The organism is Pseudomonas sp. T8, assembly GCF_024610635.1.
Lineage (GTDB): Bacteria > Pseudomonadota > Gammaproteobacteria > Pseudomonadales > Pseudomonadaceae > Aquipseudomonas > Aquipseudomonas chlororaphis_I.
The window spans coordinates 1679478-1700850 of the sequence record NZ_CP102374.1 but is presented as its reverse complement, the minus strand read 5'-3'; the positions used below and the strand labels follow the sequence as shown (position 1 = coordinate 1700850).

20 protein-coding genes and 2 pseudogenes are annotated in these 21373 nt (G+C 64.8%); 11 read left to right on the top strand and 11 right to left on the bottom strand.

Translation table 11 applies throughout. The features are described 5' to 3' along the window. The first annotated feature begins 104 nt into the window (after positions 1–104). The gene (locus tag NRG23_RS07415; protein WP_257374254.1) at positions 105–1439 is read left to right on the top strand and encodes a PLP-dependent aminotransferase family protein; all 1335 of its coding nucleotides are present in this window, start codon (positions 105–107) and stop codon (positions 1437–1439) included. 37 nt (positions 1440–1476) lie between these two features. Here NRG23_RS07415 and NRG23_RS32795 read toward each other — a convergent pair. The 4 genes and pseudogenes from NRG23_RS32795 to NRG23_RS07400 form a co-directional block, all read right to left on the bottom strand. After that, positions 1477–2076, bottom strand: a pseudogene (locus NRG23_RS32795) (methyl-accepting chemotaxis protein); the annotation flags it as partial. A gap of 306 nt (positions 2077–2382) precedes the next feature. Continuing rightward, a pseudogene (locus NRG23_RS32790) lies at positions 2383–3090 on the bottom strand (MCP four helix bundle domain-containing protein); the annotation flags it as partial. 333 nt (positions 3091–3423) lie between these two features. Next, entirely contained in the window at positions 3424–4131 is a 708-nt protein-coding gene (locus NRG23_RS07405) for a DUF6602 domain-containing protein (protein ID WP_009048317.1), read from the bottom strand. Between the two features lie 142 nt (positions 4132–4273). Continuing rightward, positions 4274–5719 (bottom strand): SulP family inorganic anion transporter, encoded by a 1446-nt coding sequence (locus NRG23_RS07400; protein ID WP_257374252.1) that lies wholly within the window; start codon positions 5717–5719, stop codon positions 4274–4276. Between the two features lie 221 nt (positions 5720–5940). Between NRG23_RS07400 and NRG23_RS07395 the strand changes: the two genes are divergently transcribed. From NRG23_RS07395 to NRG23_RS07380, 4 genes are all read left to right on the top strand, one after another. Then, positions 5941–6258 carry a hypothetical protein gene (locus NRG23_RS07395; protein ID WP_257375131.1) on the top strand — a complete coding sequence of 106 codons (318 nt, stop codon included), beginning with the start codon at positions 5941–5943 and terminating at the stop codon, positions 6256–6258. Between the two features lie 168 nt (positions 6259–6426). Next, positions 6427–7032: an SCO family protein gene (locus tag NRG23_RS07390; RefSeq protein WP_009048320.1), complete on the top strand. Its 606-nt coding sequence runs from the start codon at positions 6427–6429 to the stop codon at positions 7030–7032. After that, complete coding sequence (locus NRG23_RS07385; protein ID WP_009048321.1) at positions 7032–7523, top strand: copper chaperone PCu(A)C; 492 nt, start codon at positions 7032–7034, stop codon at positions 7521–7523. Before NRG23_RS07390 ends, NRG23_RS07385 begins: the two co-directional genes overlap by 1 nt. Before the next feature lie 41 nt (positions 7524–7564). Further along, positions 7565–7756: a DUF1289 domain-containing protein gene (locus NRG23_RS07380; RefSeq protein ID WP_009048322.1), complete on the top strand. Its 192-nt coding sequence runs from the start codon at positions 7565–7567 to the stop codon at positions 7754–7756. A gap of 31 nt (positions 7757–7787) precedes the next feature. On the opposite strand, the gene dsdC is transcribed toward NRG23_RS07380, so the two are convergent. From dsdC to NRG23_RS07365, 3 genes are read right to left on the bottom strand one after another with little or no spacing between them, the layout of a single operon-like run. Beyond that, positions 7788–8735 carry a DNA-binding transcriptional regulator DsdC gene (dsdC, locus tag NRG23_RS07375; protein WP_257374249.1) on the bottom strand — a complete coding sequence of 316 codons (948 nt, stop codon included), beginning with the start codon at positions 8733–8735 and terminating at the stop codon, positions 7788–7790. A 24-nt stretch (positions 8736–8759) separates the two neighbouring features. Then, positions 8760–10112, bottom strand: coding sequence for a D-serine ammonia-lyase (locus NRG23_RS07370; protein ID WP_257374248.1), 1353 nt, complete (start codon positions 10110–10112; stop codon positions 8760–8762). 25 nt (positions 10113–10137) lie between these two features. Next, a complete protein-coding gene (locus NRG23_RS07365; RefSeq protein ID WP_257374246.1) occupies positions 10138–11478 on the bottom strand; it encodes a GntP family permease in 1341 nt (446 codons plus the stop codon). 281 nt (positions 11479–11759) lie between these two features. On the opposite strand from NRG23_RS07365, the gene NRG23_RS07360 reads away from it, so the two are divergent. Next, positions 11760–12395, top strand: a complete 636-nt coding sequence (locus NRG23_RS07360; protein ID WP_202700212.1) for a hypothetical protein — start codon at positions 11760–11762, stop codon at positions 12393–12395. Between the two features lie 40 nt (positions 12396–12435). Here the strand turns inward: NRG23_RS07360 and NRG23_RS07355 are convergent, their stop codons facing one another. Next, entirely contained in the window at positions 12436–12981 is a 546-nt protein-coding gene (locus tag NRG23_RS07355; protein ID WP_257374243.1) for a hypothetical protein, read from the bottom strand. Between the two features lie 381 nt (positions 12982–13362). On the opposite strand from NRG23_RS07355, the gene NRG23_RS07350 reads away from it, so the two are divergent. Continuing rightward, a complete protein-coding gene (locus NRG23_RS07350) occupies positions 13363–14781 on the top strand; it encodes a phosphatidylserine decarboxylase family protein (protein WP_257374241.1) in 1419 nt (472 codons plus the stop codon). 62 nt (positions 14782–14843) lie between these two features. On the opposite strand, the gene yghX is transcribed toward NRG23_RS07350, so the two are convergent. Further along, complete coding sequence (gene yghX, locus NRG23_RS07345; RefSeq protein WP_257374240.1) at positions 14844–15731, bottom strand: YghX family hydrolase; 888 nt, start codon at positions 15729–15731, stop codon at positions 14844–14846. 185 nt (positions 15732–15916) lie between these two features. Here yghX and NRG23_RS07340 point away from each other — a divergent pair, with 185 nt between their 5' ends. Next, the gene (locus NRG23_RS07340; RefSeq protein ID WP_038631554.1) at positions 15917–16705 is read left to right on the top strand and encodes a DeoR/GlpR family DNA-binding transcription regulator; all 789 of its coding nucleotides are present in this window, start codon (positions 15917–15919) and stop codon (positions 16703–16705) included. Between the two features lie 124 nt (positions 16706–16829). Here the strand turns inward: NRG23_RS07340 and NRG23_RS07335 are convergent, their stop codons facing one another. Then, positions 16830–17771, bottom strand: coding sequence for a class I SAM-dependent methyltransferase (locus NRG23_RS07335; protein WP_257374237.1), 942 nt, complete (start codon positions 17769–17771; stop codon positions 16830–16832). Positions 17772–17912: 141 nt separating this feature from the next. Here NRG23_RS07335 and NRG23_RS07330 point away from each other — a divergent pair, with 141 nt between their 5' ends. Further along, positions 17913–18044: a hypothetical protein gene (locus tag NRG23_RS07330; RefSeq protein ID WP_016702842.1), complete on the top strand. Its 132-nt coding sequence runs from the start codon at positions 17913–17915 to the stop codon at positions 18042–18044. 152 nt (positions 18045–18196) lie between these two features. Here the strand turns inward: NRG23_RS07330 and NRG23_RS07325 are convergent, their stop codons facing one another. Next, on the bottom strand, positions 18197–18583 hold the full coding sequence (locus NRG23_RS07325; RefSeq protein WP_257374236.1) for a VOC family protein: 387 nt from the start codon (positions 18581–18583) through the stop codon (positions 18197–18199). Between the two features lie 263 nt (positions 18584–18846). Here NRG23_RS07325 and NRG23_RS07320 point away from each other — a divergent pair, with 263 nt between their 5' ends. After that, the gene (locus NRG23_RS07320) at positions 18847–19227 is read left to right on the top strand and encodes a RidA family protein (protein ID WP_041986839.1); all 381 of its coding nucleotides are present in this window, start codon (positions 18847–18849) and stop codon (positions 19225–19227) included. Positions 19228–19351: 124 nt separating this feature from the next. Continuing rightward, a complete protein-coding gene (locus NRG23_RS07315; RefSeq protein ID WP_016702839.1) occupies positions 19352–21340 on the top strand; it encodes a U32 family peptidase in 1989 nt (662 codons plus the stop codon). The last annotated feature ends 33 nt before the right edge of the window (positions 21341–21373 follow it).

Genomic DNA, 21373 nt, shown 5'->3' with positions numbered 1-21373 from the left:
GGTAAGCGCCGCGCTTCAGGGCGAGATTGCGTCTGGGCTGCTCAGGCCCCATCCTAGGAGTGCCAAGCAATACAATCAAAATATTGTCATGGATACATTGCCCTATGGCCCGTGCCCGCTACAAACAACTGGTCGATGGTTTTGCCGCCGATATTCGTGGCGGTGCATTGCCGCCGGGCACCCGCCTGCCGACCCACCGCGAACTGGCCGCCAGGGAAGGGCTGGCCCTGGTGACCGCCTCGCGGGTGTATGCCGAGCTGGAGGCCATGGGCCTGATCAGCGGCGAAACCGGGCGCGGCACCTTTGTCCGCGAGACGGCGTTGCCGCCGGGGCAGGGCATCGACCAGCAGGCGACCACGGCGGGCACCCTGGATCTCAATTTCAACTACCCGGCGTTGCCCGGGCAGGCCGAAGTGCTGCGCGGCGGCCTGCGCCAGTTGGCGGCTTCCGGTGACCTGGAGGCGCTGCTGCGCTACCAGCCCCACAGTGGCCGCAGCCACGAGCGGGCCACCGTGGCCCGGCATCTGGCGTGTCGCGGGTTGCAGGTGGAAGCGGACCGGCTGTCGATCGTCAGCGGTGCCCAGCATGGCCTGGCGACCACGGTGATGGCGCTGCTCAAGCCCGGCGATGTGGTGGCCACCGATGCCTTGACCTACCCGGGGTTCAAGGTGGTGGCCGACGCCCATGGCGTGGAACTGGTGTCGATTGCCCTGACTGAGCACGGCCCCGACCTGCAGGCTTTCGAGCGGTTGTGTCGCAGTCGACGGGTGCGGGCGGTGTATGCCATGCCGACCCTGCACAATCCCATGGGCTGGGTGCTCGACCTAGCGTGGCGCGAGCGCTTGGTGCGGATCGCCCGGCAGCATCGGCTGCTGATTATCGAGGACGCCGCTTATGCCTTCCTCGCCGAGAATCCACCCGCGCCTCTGGCGGCCCTGGCGCCGGAGCTGACGGTGTATGTGTCGGGGTTTTCCAAGAATGTCGCCACCGGGCTGCGGGTCGGTTTTGTGGTCGCGCCGCCGGCCTGGGTGCCGCTGATCGAGCGGGTGATCCGCGCGACTACCTGGAACACTCCCGGGGTGATGACGGCGCTGGTCTGCAACTGGATCGACGACGGCACGGTGCAGCGCCTGGAAGCCGAGAAACGCCAGGACGCGACCGCCCGCCAGGCCCTGGCCAGGGAGGTGCTGGCCGGCCTGGCGTACATCGGGCATCCGGCGTCCTATTTTCTCTGGCTGCCGTTGCCCGAGGAGGTGCGCGCCGATCAGGTGGCGATGGCCTTGCTGCGGGAGAAGGTCTCGGTGTCCACCGCCGAGCCCTTTGTCAGCGTCGCGCCGGTGCCCCACGCCATCCGCCTGGCCCTGGGCTCGGTGGAGCTGGATCAGTTGCGGGTGGCATTGGAAAGGGTGCGGCAGGTGATTGGCCAATACGCCTATTGAAGGCTCCCGCGCGGCAAGGCGCGGGAGCCTGCGGCTGTCAGACCTTGAACTGAGTCACCAGGCCGTTGAGTTCCACCGCTAGGCGTGACAGGTCCTGGCTGGCGGCGTTGCTCTGGTTGGCCCCGGCCGAGGTCTGGGTCGCCAGGTCGCGGATGTTCACCAGGTTGCGGTCGACCTCGCGGGCGACCTGGGCCTGCTCTTCGCTGGCGCTGGCGATCACCAGGTTGCGTTCGTTGATCGAGGTGATGGCCTGGGTGATCTGGTCCAGGGCCAGGCCCGAGGCGCGGGCGGCTTCCAGGGTCAGGTGGGCGCGTTCGTTGCTGTGGCGCATGGCGCTCACCGCACCTTCGGTGCCTTCTTCGATGGTGTTGATCATGCTTTCGATTTCCTGGGTCGACTGCTGGGTGCGATGGGCCAGGGCCCGCACCTCGTCGGCGACCACGGCGAAACCGCGTCCGGCATCGCCGGCCCGGGCCGCCTCGATGGCCGCGTTGAGGGCCAGCAGGTTGGTCTGCTCGGCGATCGAGCGGATCACCTCCAGGACCTGGCCGATATTGCGCACATCCACCGCCAGGTGTTCGACCTGCTCGCAGGTGCGGGTCACCTCGTCGGCCAGGTCGCCGATGGAGTCGACGGTGTGCTGCACCTGCTGCCGACCGTGGTGGGCGGTGGCGTCGGTTTCCCGGGACGCCTCGGAGGTGCTGACGGCGTTGCGCGCCACTTCTTCCACGGCCGCGGTCATCTCGTTGACCGCGGTGGCGGCCTGTTCCAGTTCGTTGCTCTGCTGGTGCAGGGTCTTGCTGGAGTCTTCGGTCACCGCATGCAGCTCCTCGGCGGCCGAAGCCAGCTGGCTGGAGGAATCGGCGATCTTCTGCAGGGTGCCGCGCAGGCTGTTCTGCATGCGTTGCAGGGCGTGCAGCAGGCGCGCCGGCTCGTCGTTGCCGGTCACGCTGATGGCATGGCACAGGTCGCCGCTGGCGATGGTCTCGGCGACTTCCACGGCCTGGCCCAGCGGCCGCACGATGCTGCGGGTCAGTACGATGGCCAGGCCGACAGTCAGCACCAGCACGATGGCCAGGATCGCCAGCACCAGGCCGACGGCGCTGTGGAACACCTCGTTGCTGCGCGCGGCCGCCGCTTCACCGCCGTGGGTATTCACCTCGACCACGGTCAGCAATTCCTTGAGCATGGCGTCGGCATTGGCCAGGAAAGGGCCGCCGTCGACGATCGCGATCGCTTCGTCCTTGCGGCCCTGGCGCGCCAGGTCGAGGACGCGCTGCTGGTCCTTGAGGTACAGCGCCTTGACGCCCAGGTAGCGCGCGTACGCGGCCTTTTCCTCGGGGGCGATACTGAGTTTTTCGTAGACCAGCTGCTGGGCCGACAACTGCTCCTCGAGCTGATTGATCCGGTCCAGCAGGGCCTCGACGTCGCTTCTGTCGCGCACCACCAGCTGGCGCAGGGTCAGGGTACGGATCTGGGTGCTGGTCAGGGCCATGGCGTTGGCTGCGACGATCGAGGGCAGCCAGTTCCTGTCGACCTCGAGCGACTGCTCGTTCATGCGGCGCATTTCCAGCAGGGAGAAGGTTCCGAGCGCAACCGCCAGCAGCGCGATCAGGGCAAAACTGAGGCCTGCACGGCGGGAAATGTTCATCGATCGTAAAAGCATGACTGTGTTCCTTGTGGCGGCAAAAGGCACAACCTGCGCGGCATCCGGCAGGTTCGCAGCAAAGCGGCGCGCGCTCGGAAAGACTCCGGGGCGTCGTCGGTTCTTGCAGGCAAGGCAGGCGGGAGGCGCATCGTGGCACCTTCTTTATGGGGGCTTCCGGTATGGACGGGGTTGCACGGGCCCTGGCCGGAAAGGTGGCGATGATATCACAATGATGTCGCTGTTTTGACCGGAGCACCCCGTGCTCGGCCGATGAAGAAAGGCGAGCTGCGGCTCGCCTTCTGTTTTTCAGGTATTTGCGGGGGGCGTCGACTGTCGTCAGTCGTCCTCGGCTTCATCCAGGAGCGAGACGTAGCTCTTGATGTCGAAGCGGCTGTCTCTGTTGAAGGAAAGCCAATTGGAGAGGCTGCACAGAAACGCGAAAACCGCGCTGTCCCCGGATGCCTCGAAGTTTCCAGAGGGTTCAAAGCTGAAAAAGTAAGCGGGTTCCAGGCAGAGGATTCCTGTGGGGTAATGCTGATTTTTCTCTCTGCATTCTTCAAACAGCCACTTGGCAATGGTGTCTTTGTCCGGTCCTTTGAAAGCAATGATGTAGGACGGGACCAGGTATTCATTTCTGAAAATGAACTTCTCTTTCGACTTTTTCCGTTGTAGCTGTTGGACCGCATGGCTTTGTGCGAATGCCTCGACCTTCTGCTTCCGCAGGTCGGACTTCACTTCGATGGCGGCCGCCACGGTATCGGCAAAGTACAGCCGTTGCTTGCCGGAGGTGATGGGCAGGCTGAAGCTTTGCTCGCACTCGAGGACGATATCGATCTGGCCCGTGGTTTTTCCGTAGCCGTCCATGATGACGCCGGAGCCATAGCGGATGTTGTGCGGCAGAACCCGAGCCAGCAGGCTTTCGATAATGAGTTCCCTTTCGTTGCCGATGACCGTCGAAGGGTACTTTTGCGATTGCTTGTGCCCAAGCATCAAGTTTTCTTTCAGTGTCTCGATGCTGTTGAGCAACAGGTCTTTCCCTGACATGACTCACTCCGTCTATGCAATGTATGGGGCAAACAGCTCCGCTTGAGGCCGAGGCTGCCCGACAGTAAGGAAACGGGGCGGGGGTGTAAAGGCGTTTGTGGAGCGCCGCAAGGCCCCGGCAGGCGGCTCCGTAGGCCCGATCTCAGCCGTGCTGGATGCCCGCGCGTTTGAGCAACTGCTTGCAGCGCTCGGACAGGTGCGTCACCCGCAGGTGCTTGCCGGCCTTGCCGTAGCGTTCGCGCAGGGTTTTCAGGGCGGCGATGGCCGAGTAGTCGACGAAGCTCAGGTGGCGGCAGTCGAGGGTCACCTGGGCCGGGTCGCCCGCCGGGTCGAAGTGGTTGAGGAAGGAGGTGGTCGAGGCGAAGAACAGGGTGCCGTGGACCCGGTACAGCTTGCTGCCGTCGGCTTCCTCGTGGCTGTCGGCGTAGAGCTCGCGCGAGTGCTGCCAGGCGAAGTTGAGGGCGGCGATAACGATGCCGCACAGCACCGCGATGGCGAGGTCGGTGAACACGGTGATGATGGTCACCGCAACTATCACCAGCATGTCGTTCAGCGGCACTTTGTGCAGCACCCGCAGCGAGCCCCAGGCGAAGGTCTGCTGGGCCACCACGAACATCACCCCGACCAGCGCCGCCAGCGGAATGCGCTCGATCAAGGGCGAGAGGAACAGCACGAACAGCAGGATCATCGTCCCGGCGACCACCCCGGACAGCCGGCCACGACCACCGGAGCTGAGGTTGATCACGGTCTGGCCGATCATCGCGCAACCGCCCATGCCGCCGAACAGGCCGGAGGCGATATTGGCCGCGCCCAGGGCCACGCATTCGCGGTCCGGGAAGCTGCGGCTTTCGGTGATTTCGTCGGTGAGGTTGAGGGTCAGCAGTGTTTCCAGCAGGCCGACCATGGCCATCAGGAAGGCGTAGGGGGCAATGATGCCCAGGGTCTCCAGGTTCCACTGGATATCCGGCAACGCCAGGCGCGGCAGGCCGCCGGCGATATGGGCCATGTCGCCCAGGGTGCGGGTCGGCAGGCCCAGCAGGTAGACCAGCAGGCCGACCCCGAGGATCGCCACCAGCGCCGGCAGCACCGCGCGGCTCAGGCGCGGCAGCAGGTAGACGATCGCCATGGTCAGCGCCACCAGCCCGAGCATCAGCCACAGGGGCGTACCGCTGAGCCAGCGTTCATCGGCCTTGAAGTGTTCCAGTTGGGCCAGGGCGATGATGATCGCCAGGCCGTTGACGAAGCCGAGCATCACCGGATACGGCACGATCCGCACCAGCTTGCCCAGGCGCAGCAGGCCGAAGGCGATCATGACCAGGCCGCCCAGCAGCACCGTGGCCAGCAGGTACTGCACGCCGTGTTGCACCACCAGCGCGACGATCACCACCGCCATCGACCCGGCGGCGCCGGAAATCATCCCCGGGCGGCCGCCGAACAGCGCGGTCAGGGTGCAGATGATAAAGGCGCCATACAGGCCCATCAGCGGGTTGAGGTGGGCGACCAGGGCGAAGGCGATGCACTCGGGCACCAGCGCGAAAGAGGTGGTGAGTCCGGCCAGGACGTCGGCGCGAAGGCGAGCGGGTTTCATGGTTTACCTGAGAGGGCGGCCAGGAGAGCGGCCGGGGTTGCGAGGGAATGTCGAAAGGCGGCGAATGTTACGGAATAACCTCTGCGCCGGCCACCCGGGGCTTGTATTGCCGGGCGCTGGCGGCAAGACTGCGCAGCCGCACAGCCCGGCGATCGATGCCGGGCCGCCAAGGAGCCTCCATGCCATCAAGCAAACGCGAGTAGGCGCGTCTCGAACGCCGCCTGGTCGCCAGCCTCACCGATGCCTGCGAAACCGCCAAGGCGGAAATCGTCGGGTTCTCCTGGCTGACCCATGTGGCCGATCACGCGGCGTTTCCCGCCAGCCTGAGGGTGGTCTGGGTCTTCGACACCCAGGCCAGCAAGACCCGGGCCCTGGCCTGCGGGCAGGGCGAACGCATGCTCGAACTGACAGCCATGGCCCTGCATGACGCCGGCCTGGAGTTGCAGGCGCTGGCGGCCCACGTGCGGTACGACAGCGAAGAACAATGCCAGCGCATCAACGGCGGCAACTGGCAAAAGCGCCTGGCACGGCTCGGCTGAGAGCCGCTGGAAAGCGCGGCTAAACGCCGCACCCGACCATGGTCGCACACAACCTGTCATCCATTTGGCAGGAAGCGGGGCGTCGCGTTTTGCTACCATGCGTGGCTTTTACGGATGAGCCGCCCGGCGGGTCGTCTGGATTTTCGGCTCCTCAAAGGGCGGTAACGAATGAGTGTTTTGTTGAGTCGCCGCGAGGTGATTGCAGGTATGGGGCTGCTCGGCCTCGGTATGTTGGCCGGCTGCGATACCCGGGGCCAGCTGTCGTACAAATATGGCAAGGATCTGAGCGACAAGATCATGGGCCGTACCTTCAAGCTCAAGGACACCGAGGGCAACGTCAGGACGCTCTCAAGCTATAGCGGCCTGATGCCGATGGTGTTCTTCGGTTTCACCCAGTGCCCGGCCATCTGCCCCACGACGCTGGCGCGCGCGGCCCAGGCCAAGAAACTGATGGGCCGCGACGGCGACCGCCTGCAGGTGATCTTCATCACCCTGGATCCCGAGCGGGATACCCCGGAAGTCCTCGACGCCTACGTCAAGGCCTTCGACCCGTCGTTCGTCGCGCTGTACGGCACGCTGGAGCAGACCGCGGCCACGGCCAAGGAATTCGACGTGTTCTACGAGAAGATCCCCAGCGGTTCGACCTACACCCTGTCCCACACCGCCACCAGTTTTGTCTACGACTCCCGGGGCACGTTGCGCCTTGGCTTGTCCCAATCGCTTACCGCGCAAGAGTGCGCGGAAGATCTACTGACCGTCATGGAGGTCTGCTGATGTACCCGGCCCTGAATAAAACCGCTATCGCCCAACGCGCCAAGCGCATGCTGATCGGCCTGTCCCTGCTGGGCCTGGCTGGCCAGGCCGCGGCCCAGACCCAGGTCGATGACGCCTGGGTACGCGCCACCGTCGCCGGGCAGCAGGCGACCGGGGCCTTCATGACCCTGACCGCCAGCGACGACAGCAAGCTGCTCAGCGTCGAGTCGCCGGTGGCCAAGATCGTGCAGATTCACCAGTCGAGCATGCACAACGATGTGATGAGCATGCGCCCGGCGGACTTCGTCGCCTTGCCGGCCGGCAAGGCCGTGGCCCTGGATCCCCATGGTTATCACGTGATGCTGATCGACCTGGTGGCCCAGGTGAAGGAAGGCGACAAGGTGCCGCTGACCCTGGTGGTGGAAAACGCCAAGGGCGAGAAACAGTCGATCAAGGTCGAGGCCCAGGCCCGCGCGCTGAACATGGCCGACCACAGCAAGATGCAGCATTGATGGTTCGCGGCACCTGCGACGACTGGCAGCCAGGCTGAAGCATGGCCAAGGAAATCGACAACCCCTGCATCGCCGTTTGCCAGTTGAGCGGCGACCTGTGCCTGAGTTGCGGGCGCAGCAAGGACGACATCCGCCAATGGAAGCGCATGAAGCGCCCGGAAAAGATGGCGGCGGTGCAGCGGGCGAGCCAGCGCTTGAAAGCGCTGCGCAAGAAGGGCGGCGCCAGCCGCTGATCCTCCCCGGCCGGCCATTGCGTGCCGGCCTTCAGATTCCCGGCGTTTGCGCCGCACACTCCTGCAACCAGGCAATACAGGCCGAGACCCGTCGTGGCAGGGCCTCCAGGGTCGGGTGGACGATGTAGTAATCGTATTCGCCGCTGCGGGTAAACCCGGTGAACGGCAGCACCAGCCGGCCTTGCCCGATGGCCTCGCTGACCAGGTGCTCGCGCCCGATCGCCACGCCGGCATGGTGGATGGCGGCGGTGACGCAGAGGTCCGAGCGATCGAAAGTCACCCCGCGTTTCGGCATGGGCACGCCGTCGCCATGCTGGCGAATCCACAGCGCCCATTCGGAGTCGAAGGTGGCGTGGTCCCAGGCCAGTGAGTCATGCAGCAGGGTGCACTGCTGCAGTTGCTCGACCGCCCCGGTCAATCCATGGCGTTCGGCGTATTGCGGGCTGCACACCGGCGCGACCCGTTCCTGCATCAGCTTGTGCGCCACCAGCCCATGGAACTCGCCATTGCCGTAATACAGCGCCAGGTCGATCTGCCGGGTGCGGAAGTCGATGCGGTCGTTGCCTACGCGCAGGTCAAGCCGGACCCCGGGAAAGCGCAGGCCGAACTCGGCCAGGCGCGGCACCAGCCAGGAATGGGCGATGGACGGATGGGCGTAGAGGGTCAGCGGCCCGGCCAGGTCGGCGTCGACCGGCTGGGCCAGGACTTCGGACAGGTCGCCCAGGGTCTGCTGGAGAATCGCAAAAATACGCTCGCCGGCCTCGGTCAGTTCAACCTGCCGGGTCAGCCGGCGGAACAGCTGGATCGACAGCTCCGCCTCCAGCCGGGCGATGCGATGGCTGACCGCGCTGGCGGTCAGGCACAACTCATCGGCGGCCTTGCTGAAGCTCAGGTGACGGGCCGCGACCTGGAAGGTGAACAGGTTCGAGAACTGGCTGCTGTTGAGCTTGGCGTCCAGTCGGGGCGGTAGGTTGTACAAGCCGGCGCTTCTCCTGTCGGTCTGTTATGAGCCTTGCAGCACCCGGGCACCTTGCGCCAGATAAGCCTGCATCTCGGTGTCCGGGACCATGCTGCCGCCCGTGGCCCAGACCAGGTGAGTGGCCCGGGTGTACGCCTCGGCGCTCATGCCGCTGCGCCGCAGGTACTGCTCGCGCTGCGCCTGCACGCGGGCGATGCCCGGGACACCGGCCACCGCCGAGGGCTCCAGGTGCAGCTGTTGGTGCTTGGCCATCAGCCAGACCAGGGCATGCAGTTCGTCGTCGCTGACCGTGTAGTAACCCTCGATCAGCCGCTGCATGGCGCGGCCGACAAACCCCGAGGCGCGGCCGACGGCCAGGCCGTCGGCGGCGGTGAGGTTGTCGATGCCGAAGTCCTGCACCGACACCTCGTCATGCAGCCCGGTGTGCACCCCGAGCAGCATGCACGGCGAATGGGTGGGCTCGGCAAATATACAGTGAACGGCGTCGCCGAACGCCAGCTTCAAGCCGAACGCCACGCCGCCAGGGCCGCCACCGACGCCGCAGGGCAGGTAGACGAACAGCGGATGCTGGGCATCGACCCGGACCCCGGCCTGTTGCAGTTGCCGGCTCAGGCGCTCGGCGGCCACGGCGTAGCCGAGGAACAGGTCGGTGGAGTTCTCGTCATCGACGAAATGGCAGGCCGGATCGGCGCTGGCCTGCTGGCGCCCCTGGGCCACGGCGATGCTGTAGTCGCTTTCGTACTCCATGACACTCACCCCGTGGGCGCGCAGCTTGTCCTTCTTCCATTGGCGGGCGTCGGCGGACATGTGCACCGTGACCTGGAACCCCAGCCGGGCGCCCATCAGGCCGATGGACAAGCCCAGGTTGCCGGTGGAACCCACGGCGATCCGGTAGCGGCTGAAGAGCGCCCGGGCCTCGGGCGAGTCGAGCACGCTGTAGTCCTGGTCCAGGCGCAGCAGGCCGGCCTCCAGGGCCAGGTGTTCGGCGTGCTTGAGTACTTCATAGATACCGCCGCGCGCCTTGATCGACCCGGAGATCGGCAGGTGGCTGTCCTGCTTGATCCACAGCGCGCCGGGCAGGGCTTGGCCGTAACGAGCAGCCAGTACCGTCTGCAAGGCCGGCAGCGGCTGGATCGGCGATTCGAGAATGCCGTTGTTGGCCAGGGTCTCGGGAAAGGCCACGCGAAAATACGCGGCGAAACGCTCGAGGCGCGCGCTGGCGTCGGCCACGTCGGCGGCGCTCAGCGCAAGGTCGCTCAGGCCATCGGCCAGGCGCGCGCGGGTGGGGGTGAACCAGGTGGTTTCGCGCAACGCCATCAGCTCTTCGAGCAGCGGGTAGCGGCGGGTCCAGGTAGCGAGTGGCTGGCCTGCGATCATGGGGATGACTCCTGTGACAAAGGTTTTAAATGAAATGAGCGAGGCCCAGGGTCAGCAGCAGGGCCACCACCGAGGCCAGGACCGTGGCGCTGGTGAAGGTCTTGAGCGCGTCGGCCAGCGACACCCCGAGGTACTCCTTGACCACCCAGAAGGCCGAGTCGGTGACGTGGGTCCAGCCGATGGCCCCGGCGCCGATGGCGACCACGATGATCTCCTTGCTGTAGCCGGAGTCGACGCCCAGGGTCGGCAGTACGATGGCGGCGGCGCTCATCATGGCCACGGTCGCCGAACCCACCGCGAAGTGCATCAGCCCCGCCACCAGCCAGGCCAGCACCACCGGGTTGATGTCCAGCCGGGTCAGGGAGTCGGCCAGCACCTTGCCCACGCCGCTGTCGATCAGGATGCCGTTGAAGGCGCCGCCGGCACCGATGATCAGCAGGATGCTGGCCAGCGGCGGCAGGCTTTTCTGGGTGTGCCCCAGCAGGTCCAACATCGACAGGCCACGGCGCAGGCCCAGGGACCAGTAGGCGAAGACCACGGCGATCACCAGCGCCACCAGCGGGTTGCCGAAGAACGACAGCAGCACGGACAGGGTCGAGCCGGCGGGCAGGGCGCTGGCGAAGGTCTTGCCGATCATCAGCAGCAGCGGCAGCAAAATGGTCAGCAGGGTCAGCCAGAAGCCCGGCAGCACTCGCGCGCCACGGGCCTGGCAACGCTCCTCGAGGAAGGCCGCTTGCCAGGGTTCGGCCTGGCGGCGCGCCACCAGGCGGATCCATAGCGGCCCGGCGACCATGGCGGTGGGCAGGCCGACGATCAGGCCATAGAGGATCACCTTGCCGACGTCGGCCCCCAGCAAGTGGGTAATGGCCATGGCCGCGGGGTGGGGCGGCAGCATGCAGTGCACGCACATCAGCGACACCGCCAGCGGCACGCCGAGGTACAGCAGGTTGAGCCGGGTTTCCTTGGCCACCACGTACACCAGCGGAATCAGCAGGATATAGCCGACCTCGAAGAACACCGGGATACCGGCGATGAACCCCACCAGCATCATCACCCAGGACGCGCGCTGCTCGCCCAGGGTGTTGAGCAGGGTCTGGGCGATGCGTTCGGCGCCGCCCGATTCCTCGAGCATCTTGCCGAGGATGCTGCCCAGCCCGATGATCGCGGCGAGAAACCCCAGGGTATCGCCCAGGCCCTTCTGGAAGGATTCGAGCATGGCATTCAAGGGCATCCCCGAACCCACCCCGACCAGGCCGCAGGCGGCGATCAGCGCGAGAAAGGCATGCACCCGGAACCTGACAATCAACACCACGATCATCACGATCGCGGCCAACAACACCCACAGCAACGCGCCACTGCTTTGCATCGGCCAACCCTCTTATTGATTTTGTGACGGGGTCCGTCAAAGGACTTCGCGGGGCGAGAGTTAACTATCGGGCGCGCGGGGCTGACAAAAGATCATTGGTCAGCAGATGGGTGATGCTGGGTCAGGCGTGGGGTGGGTGGCAGGTGCGGTACAGCGAGGGATCACGGTTGTCGCGAAGAATTTTTCATTGATGGCCTTTTGATATTGTTCGCCACTCTCTAGAATCGCCGCGGCCACTCCAGCCATGGAGGCGCTCCGCTACCCAACCTAAGGAAACCGCAATGAAGATTGGAAAGATTCTGGGCCTGTCCCTGATGCTCGCGCTGACCGGTTGCGCCAGCTTCACCAAGGACGAAGTGGCTGCGGTGGATATGCCGTCCATGTCCAGCTACGCCAACAAGCCGAATGTCTATGTGAATTTCGCGTTCTATCAGGGCGAGCCTCAAAGCGCTTCGGCCGTCGAAGTGCCGCAGGCGCGCGACATGCTCAAGCCCCAGTTGCAAAAAGTCTTGAGCGACTCCGGGCTCTTCGGGCGCGTGACCCTGGACGAATTCCAGAAGCAGCCGGGCGATTACAATCTGCGGCTGAAGGTCTACAACCATCCGCCCAGTGGCGGGCAGACGGTCATGGCCTTTATCAGCGGCCTGACTTTCACTCTCATCCCGACGATGGCGACCGATCAATACACCATGAGCCTCGAGGCGCTGGACCCACAGGGCCAGGCTGTCAGCAGCGCCAGCAACCATGATGGGATCAATACCTGGATGGGCATCTGGTTCGTGCCGTTGATGGGCAATACGCCGAAGGAAGCGGTGAGCGATACCTTCAGCCGTCAGGTCAACGCGCTGCTCAAGCAGATGGTCGAGCGCAACAGCCTGAAATATTCGGCCCTGGAGTCCCGTAGGCCGCAGGCCTGAACCGAAAAAAGAGCCGCTTGAGCGGCTCTTTTTTTTGCCCTTATTTCAGCGCCTGGATGAACTGCGGGTCGCTGTACAGGGCCTTCAGCAAATCCCGCACCAGCGGGTTGTAGGCATTGGCGGCGTTGGGGATAGCGATGGGGCCGAAGAAGCTGCTACCCCAGTGGCTGCTCACGGTCTGGGTCGCCTCATAAGCCACCTCGCTGCCCTTGAGCAGGGTGAAGCGCGCCGCGAGTTCGCCATGACCGCTGGCCATGCCGGCGCTCAGTTCATTCTTCAGCACCAGCACTTGTAGGTGCCGCTGCGCCTGTGGGTCCAGCAGGCCGGCGCGGCGCAGTTCTTCGTTGATGGCGTCCTGAATATGCGAGGGGATGCTGCCGCTGGGCGAGCGGATCGGATTGGCGCGGACCGACAGCGAGCCCTGGCCGGCGGCGGCCGTTACCTGGGTATCGCTGATCGCCTGCAGAGGCGGGGTTTGCTTGAGTCGTTGAACGTTGTCGTAACTCGGTTCATAACGCGTCATGGTCACGCCACAGCCTTGTAGCAACAGCGCGAGCAGAGGGACGAACAGCAGGGATTTATTCACGGCATTGCCTTGCGTGGGGGAATTGGTGGGGCGGGATTATCGACTGATGGCTGTTGGCTATCAATGTTGCAAAACACCGCCCTGAGCAACCTGTTGCCGCCTGCCCATGAATTTTTCCGGCAGCCCCTCCAAAAAACGCGCGAGCAGCTTTACTTGTCCAGGCAAGTCGCGCCTGTAGATGGCCGTTCGGCCGCCGCATTCTGCCTGGGACCGGCATTGCGAGAAGGACACGGAGTGTCGTTCAACCCCGTACACAACCCTTGTCGCCCCCCTGACATGAACGCCTGCTGGAGCAGTCGTTTGCTGGCCAGTACCTCACCGCAGTCTGGTCGCGCCCGCGCCATCGCCGCCCGGGCGCCGCCTCTTTAAAGGAGTAAAGAAATGACTCAGTACGACAAACAGCTCAACAACCCCAAACAGCCTTCGCGGCAGGCGCGCCTGGAAAGCACCGGCGCCGAGCGCCTCACGCTGGCCAACGCCGGACCGATCCAGATGGGCTTCTGGGTGCCCAACCGGGTATGGGCCACGGCCAGGTTCCTGGTGCCGCTGCGCAACCTGATCGCCGAGAAGAAAAAGGCCGGCACCCTGACCCCGATGCGCGCGGAAATCATCGAGTTCAAGACCTGGGTCACCCACAACAGCGTGTACCGCATGTGGGTCAACTCGATGATCGAACAGTCGAACGCCTACGTGGCGACCCTGGACGAGGCGACCCAGGAGCAGATCAAGGACTCGGACGGCGATGCGCTGTGGATCGCCGGCTATGACAGCTTCTTCGAGATCCTCAACGAGATCATCAGCACCTCATCGTCGTTCAACGCCACGGCCCAGGTCGGCACGCCGATGAACGCCTTCCTGGCGGTGTCGATGGGCACCGAGGCGGGCGTCGCGCTGTTCCATGACACGACCTTCAACCAGCAGTTCAAGAAGGTGCTCAACGCCTGGAACAGCTTCCTCAAGAGCAGCGCGTCCCTCGACAAGCTGGATATCAACGACCCGGAAAAAGAAGGCTCGTGGATCTCCAAGGCGGCCCACGAGGCCGGGGTCTGGACGCAGATGGAGCATGATCCGAACCTGCCCGGCTACGGCTTCGATTCCTGGAATGCGTTCTTCATCCGCAAGTTCGTGCCTGGCGCGCGGCCGTTCCAGGGCAACGCGCTCACCCAGGTCAATATCGGCTGCGAGACCACGCCCTGGCAGTACGAAAACAACGTGGCGTTCGAGACCGAATTCTGGATCAAGGACGTCAATTATTCGCTGCTCGACCTGTTCGGCGGCCAGGAGCAGTGGGCCGCTCCGTTCCAGGGTGGGCAGGCGTACCAGGGCTTCCTCTCGGCGACCCACTATCACCGCTGGAACGCGCCGCTCGACGGCAAGCTGGTGCGCTCCTGGGTGCAGCCGGGCACCTATTTCGCCCAGCGTCCGGCCCAGGGCGAAGGCGAGGGCACCTGGGAGGGCACCGAGTCGCAGCCGTACCTGGGGCATGTCGCCGCCCGGGCGATCTTTGTCTTTGAGCACCCGACCTGCGGGTATGTCGCGCTGATCTGCATCGGCATGGTCGAGGTCTCGACCTGCGTGATCGAACCCCAGTTCATCGTTGACCAAGGCGCCGCCCCGGTGAACATCACCCGCGGCACCGAGATCGGGCATTTCGAGTTCGGCGGTTCGACCCACATGATGATCTTCCAGAAGGACCGGGTGCAGCTGGAAGCCTGGGCGTTGAATGCGGTGCAGCACCAGAACGATCCGCAACCGACGCCCATGGGCACGGTGATCGCCACGGCGTTGCTGAAGGAGTGAGCTGCTGAGTGCAGGCGACGGCGCGCTCGCGCCGTCGTCTTTAAATGCTGTCAGCCGTTGGCCTAAACCAGGTATTTGCGAAACCACGCCAGCGTCCGGTCCCAGGCCAGGGTGGCGGCTGCCTCGTCGTAGCGCGGGGTCGAGTCGTTGTGAAAACCGTGGTTCACCCCGGGATAGATATAAGCCTCGTAAGTCTTGCCCGCGGCTTTCAGCGCCTGCTCGTAGGCCGGCCAGCCTTCGTTGATGCGCGTGTCCAGTTCGGCGTAGTGCAGCAGCAGTGGCGCCTGGATTCGTTTGACGTCCGCGCTGTCCGGCTGGCGCCCATAGAAGGGCACGGCCGCCGCCAGTTCGGGATAGGCCACGGCCGCGGCATTGGCCACCCCGCCGCCATAGCAGAAGCCGGTGATGCCGACCTTGCCGGTGCTGGCGTCGTGCTCGAGCAGCCATTCGATGGCGGCGAAAAAGTCGTTCATCAGCTTTTCCGGATTGACCTTCTGTTGCAGTTCGCGGCCCTTGTCGTCGTTGCCCGGGTAGCCGCCGACCGACGTCAGGCCGTCGGGGGCCAGGGCGATGAAACCGGCCTTGGCCAGGCGCCGCGCGACGTCCTCGATATAGGGGTTGAGCCCGCGGTTTTCATGGGCCACCACCACCGCCGGCAACTTGCCTTCGGCATTTGCCGGGCGCACCAGGTAACCCCGGACCTGTTCGTGGCCCTTGGGCGAGGGGTAGGTGATGTATTCGGCGACGATCTGCGGGTCGGTGAACGACACCTGTTCGGCCAGGGCGTAGTTCGGCGTCAGGGCGGCGAGGGTGGCGCTGGCGGTCAGCCCGACCAGGGTGAAGGCCGCAGCCCGGTCGAGGAACTCGCGGCGGCTGATCTTGCCGTGGGCGTAGTAGTCGTAGAGTTCGAGCAACTCGGGGGCGAAGTCTTTGGCACTGAGACGTTCCATCGCGCGCTACCTCTTCAATCATGGGGGACGTCCTGGTGCCGCACGGCCTGTAGGCGGGACAGGTTCGACCTGGGATTGAATCAGTAAAGCAAGCCTGAGCCCCGGCGGCCAATGCGCAGGGTGAGCGTTGTGTTTGGGCAGGGTCTTGGCTAATCTCGCATAAACACGCAAAAACAGGCATAACCATGCAAAACCAGCATTCAGTCGCCGAGCTGCCCCATGTGCGCCGGCAGAAGATCCTGTTGCTGCTCGAGCGCGACGGCAAGGTCATGGCCTCCGAGCTTGGCCAGCATTTCGCGGTCTCGGAGGACACCATCCGCCGCGACCTGGCGGAGCTGGCCGATGCCGGGCTGCTGCAGCGGGTGCATGGCGGCGCGCTGCCACGACCCAAGGACACCGGCAAGGATGTGTTCACCCGCCTGGGCGAAAGCAGCGAGGTCAAGCGCCACCTGGCCAGGCTCGGCGCGCAGCGGGTGCAGGAAGGGCAGATTGTGATGTTCGACTCGGGCTCGACCACGCTGCTGATCGCCCAGTCCCTGCCTGCCGATATCGGCATCACCGCGGTCACCGCTTCGCCGCTGATCGCCATCGCCCTGGCCGAATACCCGCGCAGCCAGGTGATCCTCGCCGGCGGCCGGCTCAACCCGGCGACCCTGTCCGCCGGCGGCCATGAGGCGGTACGCCTGATCCAGGGCATCCGCGCCGATCTGCTGTTCACCGGAGTGTGCGCGATTCATCCGGAAGTCGGCATCACCTCGCTGCACTTCGACGAGGTGCCGGTGAAACAGGCCCTGCTCGACAGCGCATCCCAGGTGGTCGCGGTGACCACCGCCGACAAGCTCGGCGCGGTGGAACCCTTTGCCGTGGCGCCGTGCAATCGCCTGCATACGCTGATCACCGAGCAGCACCTGGCCTCGGGCAGCATCGACGACTACCGGCGCCTGGGCATCGAGGTGGTGCAGGCGCCGGTGTGACGGCGGCGTGAGGTGCCGGGCTTTACGGCCTGGCATCCGCGCATTCATCACGACGCGGCCCAGGCCTGGGGCGGTGGATTGCGAGTGCGGACTTACGGCAAGTCAGACCTGAGATGCTGCGCGCTTATTCGACCCGGCGGAACACCAGGGCCTTCAGGCCGCTTTCGATATCGGTATCGGGAAACTCCGGCGGGTTGTCCAGGCGTTGCTCGAAGCGCAGTCCCGGGGCTTCGCGGGTAACGCCGTCGATCAGGAAGTCCGAGGCGACGGCCGGGTCGTTCATACAGGCCAGCACGCAGCCGTCGGCGGTGAGCAATTCCGGCAGGCGCCGCAGTACCCGGGCGTAGTCCTTGGTCAGCAGGAAACTGCCTTTCTGGAACGAAGGCGGGTCGATGATCACCAGGTCGTAGGGGCCGGCGTTCTTCACCTTGCTCCAGGACTTGAACAGGTCGTGGCCGAGAAAGGTCACCTGGCTCAGGTCGTGGCTATTGAGCCGGTGATTGTCGCGGCCGCGGCTCAGGGCCGGGCGCGACATGTCGAGGTTGACCACATGGGTCGCGCCGCCTTCGATGGCCGCCACCGAGAAGCCGCAGGTGTAGGCGAACAGGTTCAGCACGCGCTTGCCCCGGGCATTGGCGCGCACCCAGTTGCGACCGTAGCGCATGTCGAGAAACAGGCCGTTGTTCTGCTTCTTGCCCAGGTCCACCCGATACCGCAGGCCTTCCTCGACCAGGGTCCATTCCTCGATAGGTTCGCCCACCAGCCAGTCCACCGGGCTTTGCAGCTGATAGCGGTGTTGCAGCAGCAGGGTATGGGCGCCACAGGCCTGCCACTGCGGCGAGGTGCTGATCGCCAGCAGCAACTGCTTGAGCGCCTCCAGCTGTTCCGGCTCCGGCTCCTTGAACAGCGCCACCAGCACCACGCCCTGCAGCCAGTCGACGGTCAATTGCTCCAGCCCCGGCCAGCAACGCCCACGGCCATGGAACAGGCGCCGGGTTTCCGCGGGAGCGGACGCCAGGGCTGTCAGCAGGTGATGGTGCAGGATGGAGAGGGCTTCGGAGTTCATCGAAGGAGGGCCAGCAATAAAAGGGCGGGCATTTTAAACACAAATGCCGCGTGGGGAACGCGGCAAGTCAGTGGCCTGCACCCGTGCCGATGGCCGGGTGCCATGTCGAGCGGGGCTACCGATCAGGTGTGGAACAGGGCGATGGCAAAGGAAACCACGATCATGCAGGCGACTGCAAAATTGATATTCATGACGTACTTGTCCGACGGTATTGAAGGTGGCGCCATTCTGAAGGCATCGGCGGAAAATAAAAAATCCGCTTTCATGATTTGAATGATCGACGGCAGTGATGATTGGCGGCGTCGTGCCCGGCAGGCCGTAAAACGGGGAGCGAGTGGATATCTGCGCGAAGCTGATTATTCAGGCTTCGCGCAATCCAATGAGATCGTCGAGGGCCTGCCTCCAGTTCGCCATGCCATGGCTGTTCAGTTCTGCTGGACGATCTGGATAAGGTTGCCGCAGGTGTCGTCGAAGACCGCCAGGGTCACCGGGCCGGCGACCGTCGGCGGCCGGGTAAACTGCACGCCCAGGGCACTCAACCGGGCATATTCGGCATGCACATCCTCGACCCCGAAGAAGGTGAAGGGAATGCCATCGCGTTTCAGCGCCGAGGTGAACGGCTTGGCGGCCGGGTGGGCGTCGGGCTCCAGCAGCAACTCGACGCCGTCGGGGTCGCCGGGTGAGGTCAGCGTCAGCCAGCGATGCTCGCCCATGGCGATGTCGTGCTTGAGCTGAAAACCCAGCACATCCCGGTAGAAGGCCAGGGCCTTGGCCTGGTCGTCGACGACCACGCTGGTGATCATGATCTTCATGGGTTGGTTCTCCGTATTGATGCGCGAATGGCCAGCAGGATGTCGAGGGCCTGTCGGCGATAAATGCCTGGCAGGGATAATAGTCGGGCGGCAGCGTCGCCAGCGCCCTGGAGTGTTACAGGCTGCCACCGGGCGAGGAGGGAAGGCCGGGTTTTCCAGCCGATTCCCGCACGACCCGGCGCCGGGGCTGTAAACTGGCGCGCCAAAGCCGTTGCCCAGCAAGGCGCCGGCCATCCTTTATGACCCCCGAACAAGAGAGCCCCATGGCCAACCACGATATCGACTTCATTCCCGATCCCGACGCGGACTCCATCTCCTCCGACGTTGCCGGTTTCGCTGGCATCCTGGTTTCCACCCAGATTCCCACCCGCGCCGACGGCAGCCTGGAACTGGGCGGCATCACCGAGCAGAGCGAGTGCACCCTGCAGGCACTCAAGGTGGCCCTGGAAAAGGCCGGCAGCTCCATGGACCGGGTCCTGCACCTGACCATCTACCTCACCGACATGGCCGACCGCGCCGCGTTCAACGAGGTCTACCAGCGCTTCTTCGCCAAGCCCTGGCCGGTGCGCGCCGCCGTTGGCGTGGCGTCCCTGGCGGTCGAAGGCATGCGCGTGGAAGTCACCGCGATGGCGGCCAAGGCCTGAGTTCCAGCCTTTAGCCGATGGCGCCGCTCGGCGAGTGCGCGCCATCGGGCAGTACACGGGTGCCGGTCAGGCGTTTCGCCGCTACAATGCGCGCCTCGACCGTGACAAGCCTGACTAAAAAAATATGTCCTTGCCCAAGCATCACCTGGAATTGCTCAGCCCTGCCCGCGATGTAGCCATCGCCCGCGAGGCCATCCTGCATGGCGCCGACGCCGTGTACATCGGCGGCCCGAGCTTCGGCGCGCGCCACAACGCCTGCAACGAGGTGAGTGAAATCGCCGAGCTGGTGGAGTTCGCCCGGCGCTACCATGCGCGGATTTTCACCACCCTCAACACCATCCTCCACGACAACGAGCTGGAGCCGGCGCGCAAGCTGATCCACCAGCTGTACGACGCAGGCGTCGATGCGTTGATCGTCCAGGACCTGGGCGTGATGGAGCTGGACATTCCGCCGATCGAGCTGCACGCCAGCACCCAGACCGATATCCGCACCCTGGCGCGGGCCAAGTTCCTCGACCAGGCCGGTTTCTCGCAACTGGTCCTGGCCCGTGAGCTGAACTTGCAGGAAATCCGCGCCATCGCCGACGAAACCGACGCGGCGATCGAGTTCTTCATCCACGGCGCGCTGTGCGTGGCCTTCTCTGGCCAGTGCAACATTTCCCACGCGCAGACCGGCCGCAGCGCCAACCGTGGCGACTGCTCCCAGGCCTGCCGCCTGCCGTACACCCTCAAGGATGAAAAGGGCGGCGTGATCGCCTACGAGAAGCACCTGCTGTCGATGAAGGACAACAACCAGAGCGCCAACATCCGCGCCCTGGTGGAAGCCGGCGTGCGCTCGTTCAAGATCGAAGGGCGCTACAAGGACATGGGCTATGTGAAGAACATCACCGCCTACTACCGCCAGCGCCTGGACGACGTGCTCGAAGACCGTATCGACCTGGCCCGCGCCTCCAGCGGCCGCACCGCGCACTTCTTCCTGCCCGACCCGGAAAAGACCTTCCACCGCGGCAGCACCGATTATTTCGTCACCGATCGCAAGATCGACATCGGCGCCTTCGACTCGCCGACCTTCACCGGCCTGCCGGTGGGCGTGGTGGAGAAAGTCGCCAAGCGCGACCTGCAAGTGGTGACCCATGAGCCGCTGTCCAACGGTGACGGCCTCAACGTGCTGGTCAAGCGCGAAGTGGTGGGGTTCCGCGCCAACATCGCCGAGCCCAAGGGCGAGTTCGAAGAGGACGGCGAGAAACGCTATCGCTATCGCGTCGAGCCCAACGAGATGCCGGAAGGCCTTTACAAGCTGCGGCCGAACCACCCGCTGAACCGCAACCTCGATCACAACTGGCAACAAGCCCTGCAGAAGACTTCCGCCGAACGTCGCGTGGCCCTGAGCTGGGTCGCGCGCCTGCGTGAAGAGCAACTGGAAGTGACCGCGACCAGTGAAGAAGGGATCAGCGCCAGCGTGACCCTGAACGGCCCGTTCGGCGTCGCCAACAAGCCGGAACAGGCGCTGGAGCAACTGCAGGACCTGCTCGGCCAGCTCGGTACCACGCAGTACCACGCCATCGACATCAAGCTCGATGCGCCGCAGGCGTACTTCATCCCCAACTCCCAGCTCAAGGCGTTGCGCCGTGAGGTGATCGAAGCCTTGACCGCCGCGCGGATCGCCGCCCACCCGCGTGGCAGCCGCAAGGCCGAGACCACGCCGCCGCCGGTGTACCCGGAATCGCACCTGTCGTTCCTGGCCAACGTCTACAACCAGAAGGCTCGCGACTTCTATCACCGCCATGGCGTGAAGCTGATCGATGCGGCCTACGAGGCCCACGAAGAGGCCGGCGAAGTGCCGGTGATGATCACCAAGCACTGCCTGCGTTTCTCCTTCAACCTGTGCCCGAAACAGGCCAAGGGTGTGACCGGCGTGCGTACCAAGGTGGCGCCGATGCAGCTGATTCACGGCGACGAAGTACTGACCCTGAAGTTCGACTGCAAGCCGTGCGAGATGCACATCATCGGCAAGATGAAAGGCCACATCCTCAACATGCCGCAACCGGGCAGCGTGGTCGGCCACATCAGCCCCGAAGACCTGCTCAAGACCATCCCCCGCGCTCCGCACTGAGTGAGTGGGCGGGCGCGTCGCTCGCTCACTCGG

Excerpts from the sequence above, each read along its gene's own strand:
- NRG23_RS07415 (WP_257374254.1), top strand. The coding sequence starts at position 105 with ATGGCCCGTGCCCGCTACAAACAACTGGTCGATGGTTTTGCCGCCGAT.
- NRG23_RS07405 (WP_009048317.1), bottom strand. The coding sequence starts at position 4,131 with ATGTCAGGGAAAGACCTGTTGCTCAACAGCATCGAGACACTGAAAGAA.
- NRG23_RS07400 (WP_257374252.1), bottom strand. The coding sequence starts at position 5,719 with ATGAAACCCGCTCGCCTTCGCGCCGACGTCCTGGCCGGACTCACCACC.
- NRG23_RS07390 (WP_009048320.1), top strand. The coding sequence starts at position 6,427 with ATGAGTGTTTTGTTGAGTCGCCGCGAGGTGATTGCAGGTATGGGGCTG.
- NRG23_RS07385 (WP_009048321.1), top strand. The coding sequence starts at position 7,032 with ATGTACCCGGCCCTGAATAAAACCGCTATCGCCCAACGCGCCAAGCGC.
- NRG23_RS07380 (WP_009048322.1), top strand. The coding sequence starts at position 7,565 with ATGGCCAAGGAAATCGACAACCCCTGCATCGCCGTTTGCCAGTTGAGC.
- NRG23_RS07370 (WP_257374248.1), bottom strand. The coding sequence starts at position 10,112 with ATGATCGCAGGCCAGCCACTCGCTACCTGGACCCGCCGCTACCCGCTG.
- NRG23_RS07365 (WP_257374246.1), bottom strand. The coding sequence starts at position 11,478 with ATGCAAAGCAGTGGCGCGTTGCTGTGGGTGTTGTTGGCCGCGATCGTG.
- NRG23_RS07360 (WP_202700212.1), top strand. The coding sequence starts at position 11,760 with ATGAAGATTGGAAAGATTCTGGGCCTGTCCCTGATGCTCGCGCTGACC.
- NRG23_RS07350 (WP_257374241.1), top strand. The coding sequence starts at position 13,363 with ATGACTCAGTACGACAAACAGCTCAACAACCCCAAACAGCCTTCGCGG.
- yghX (WP_257374240.1), bottom strand. The coding sequence starts at position 15,731 with ATGGAACGTCTCAGTGCCAAAGACTTCGCCCCCGAGTTGCTCGAACTC.
- NRG23_RS07340 (WP_038631554.1), top strand. The coding sequence starts at position 15,917 with ATGCAAAACCAGCATTCAGTCGCCGAGCTGCCCCATGTGCGCCGGCAG.
- NRG23_RS07335 (WP_257374237.1), bottom strand. The coding sequence starts at position 17,771 with ATGAACTCCGAAGCCCTCTCCATCCTGCACCATCACCTGCTGACAGCC.
- NRG23_RS07330 (WP_016702842.1), top strand. The coding sequence starts at position 17,913 with ATGGCAAAGGAAACCACGATCATGCAGGCGACTGCAAAATTGATATTC.
- NRG23_RS07325 (WP_257374236.1), bottom strand. The coding sequence starts at position 18,583 with ATGAAGATCATGATCACCAGCGTGGTCGTCGACGACCAGGCCAAGGCC.
- NRG23_RS07320 (WP_041986839.1), top strand. The coding sequence starts at position 18,847 with ATGGCCAACCACGATATCGACTTCATTCCCGATCCCGACGCGGACTCC.
- NRG23_RS07315 (WP_016702839.1), top strand. The coding sequence starts at position 19,352 with ATGTCCTTGCCCAAGCATCACCTGGAATTGCTCAGCCCTGCCCGCGAT.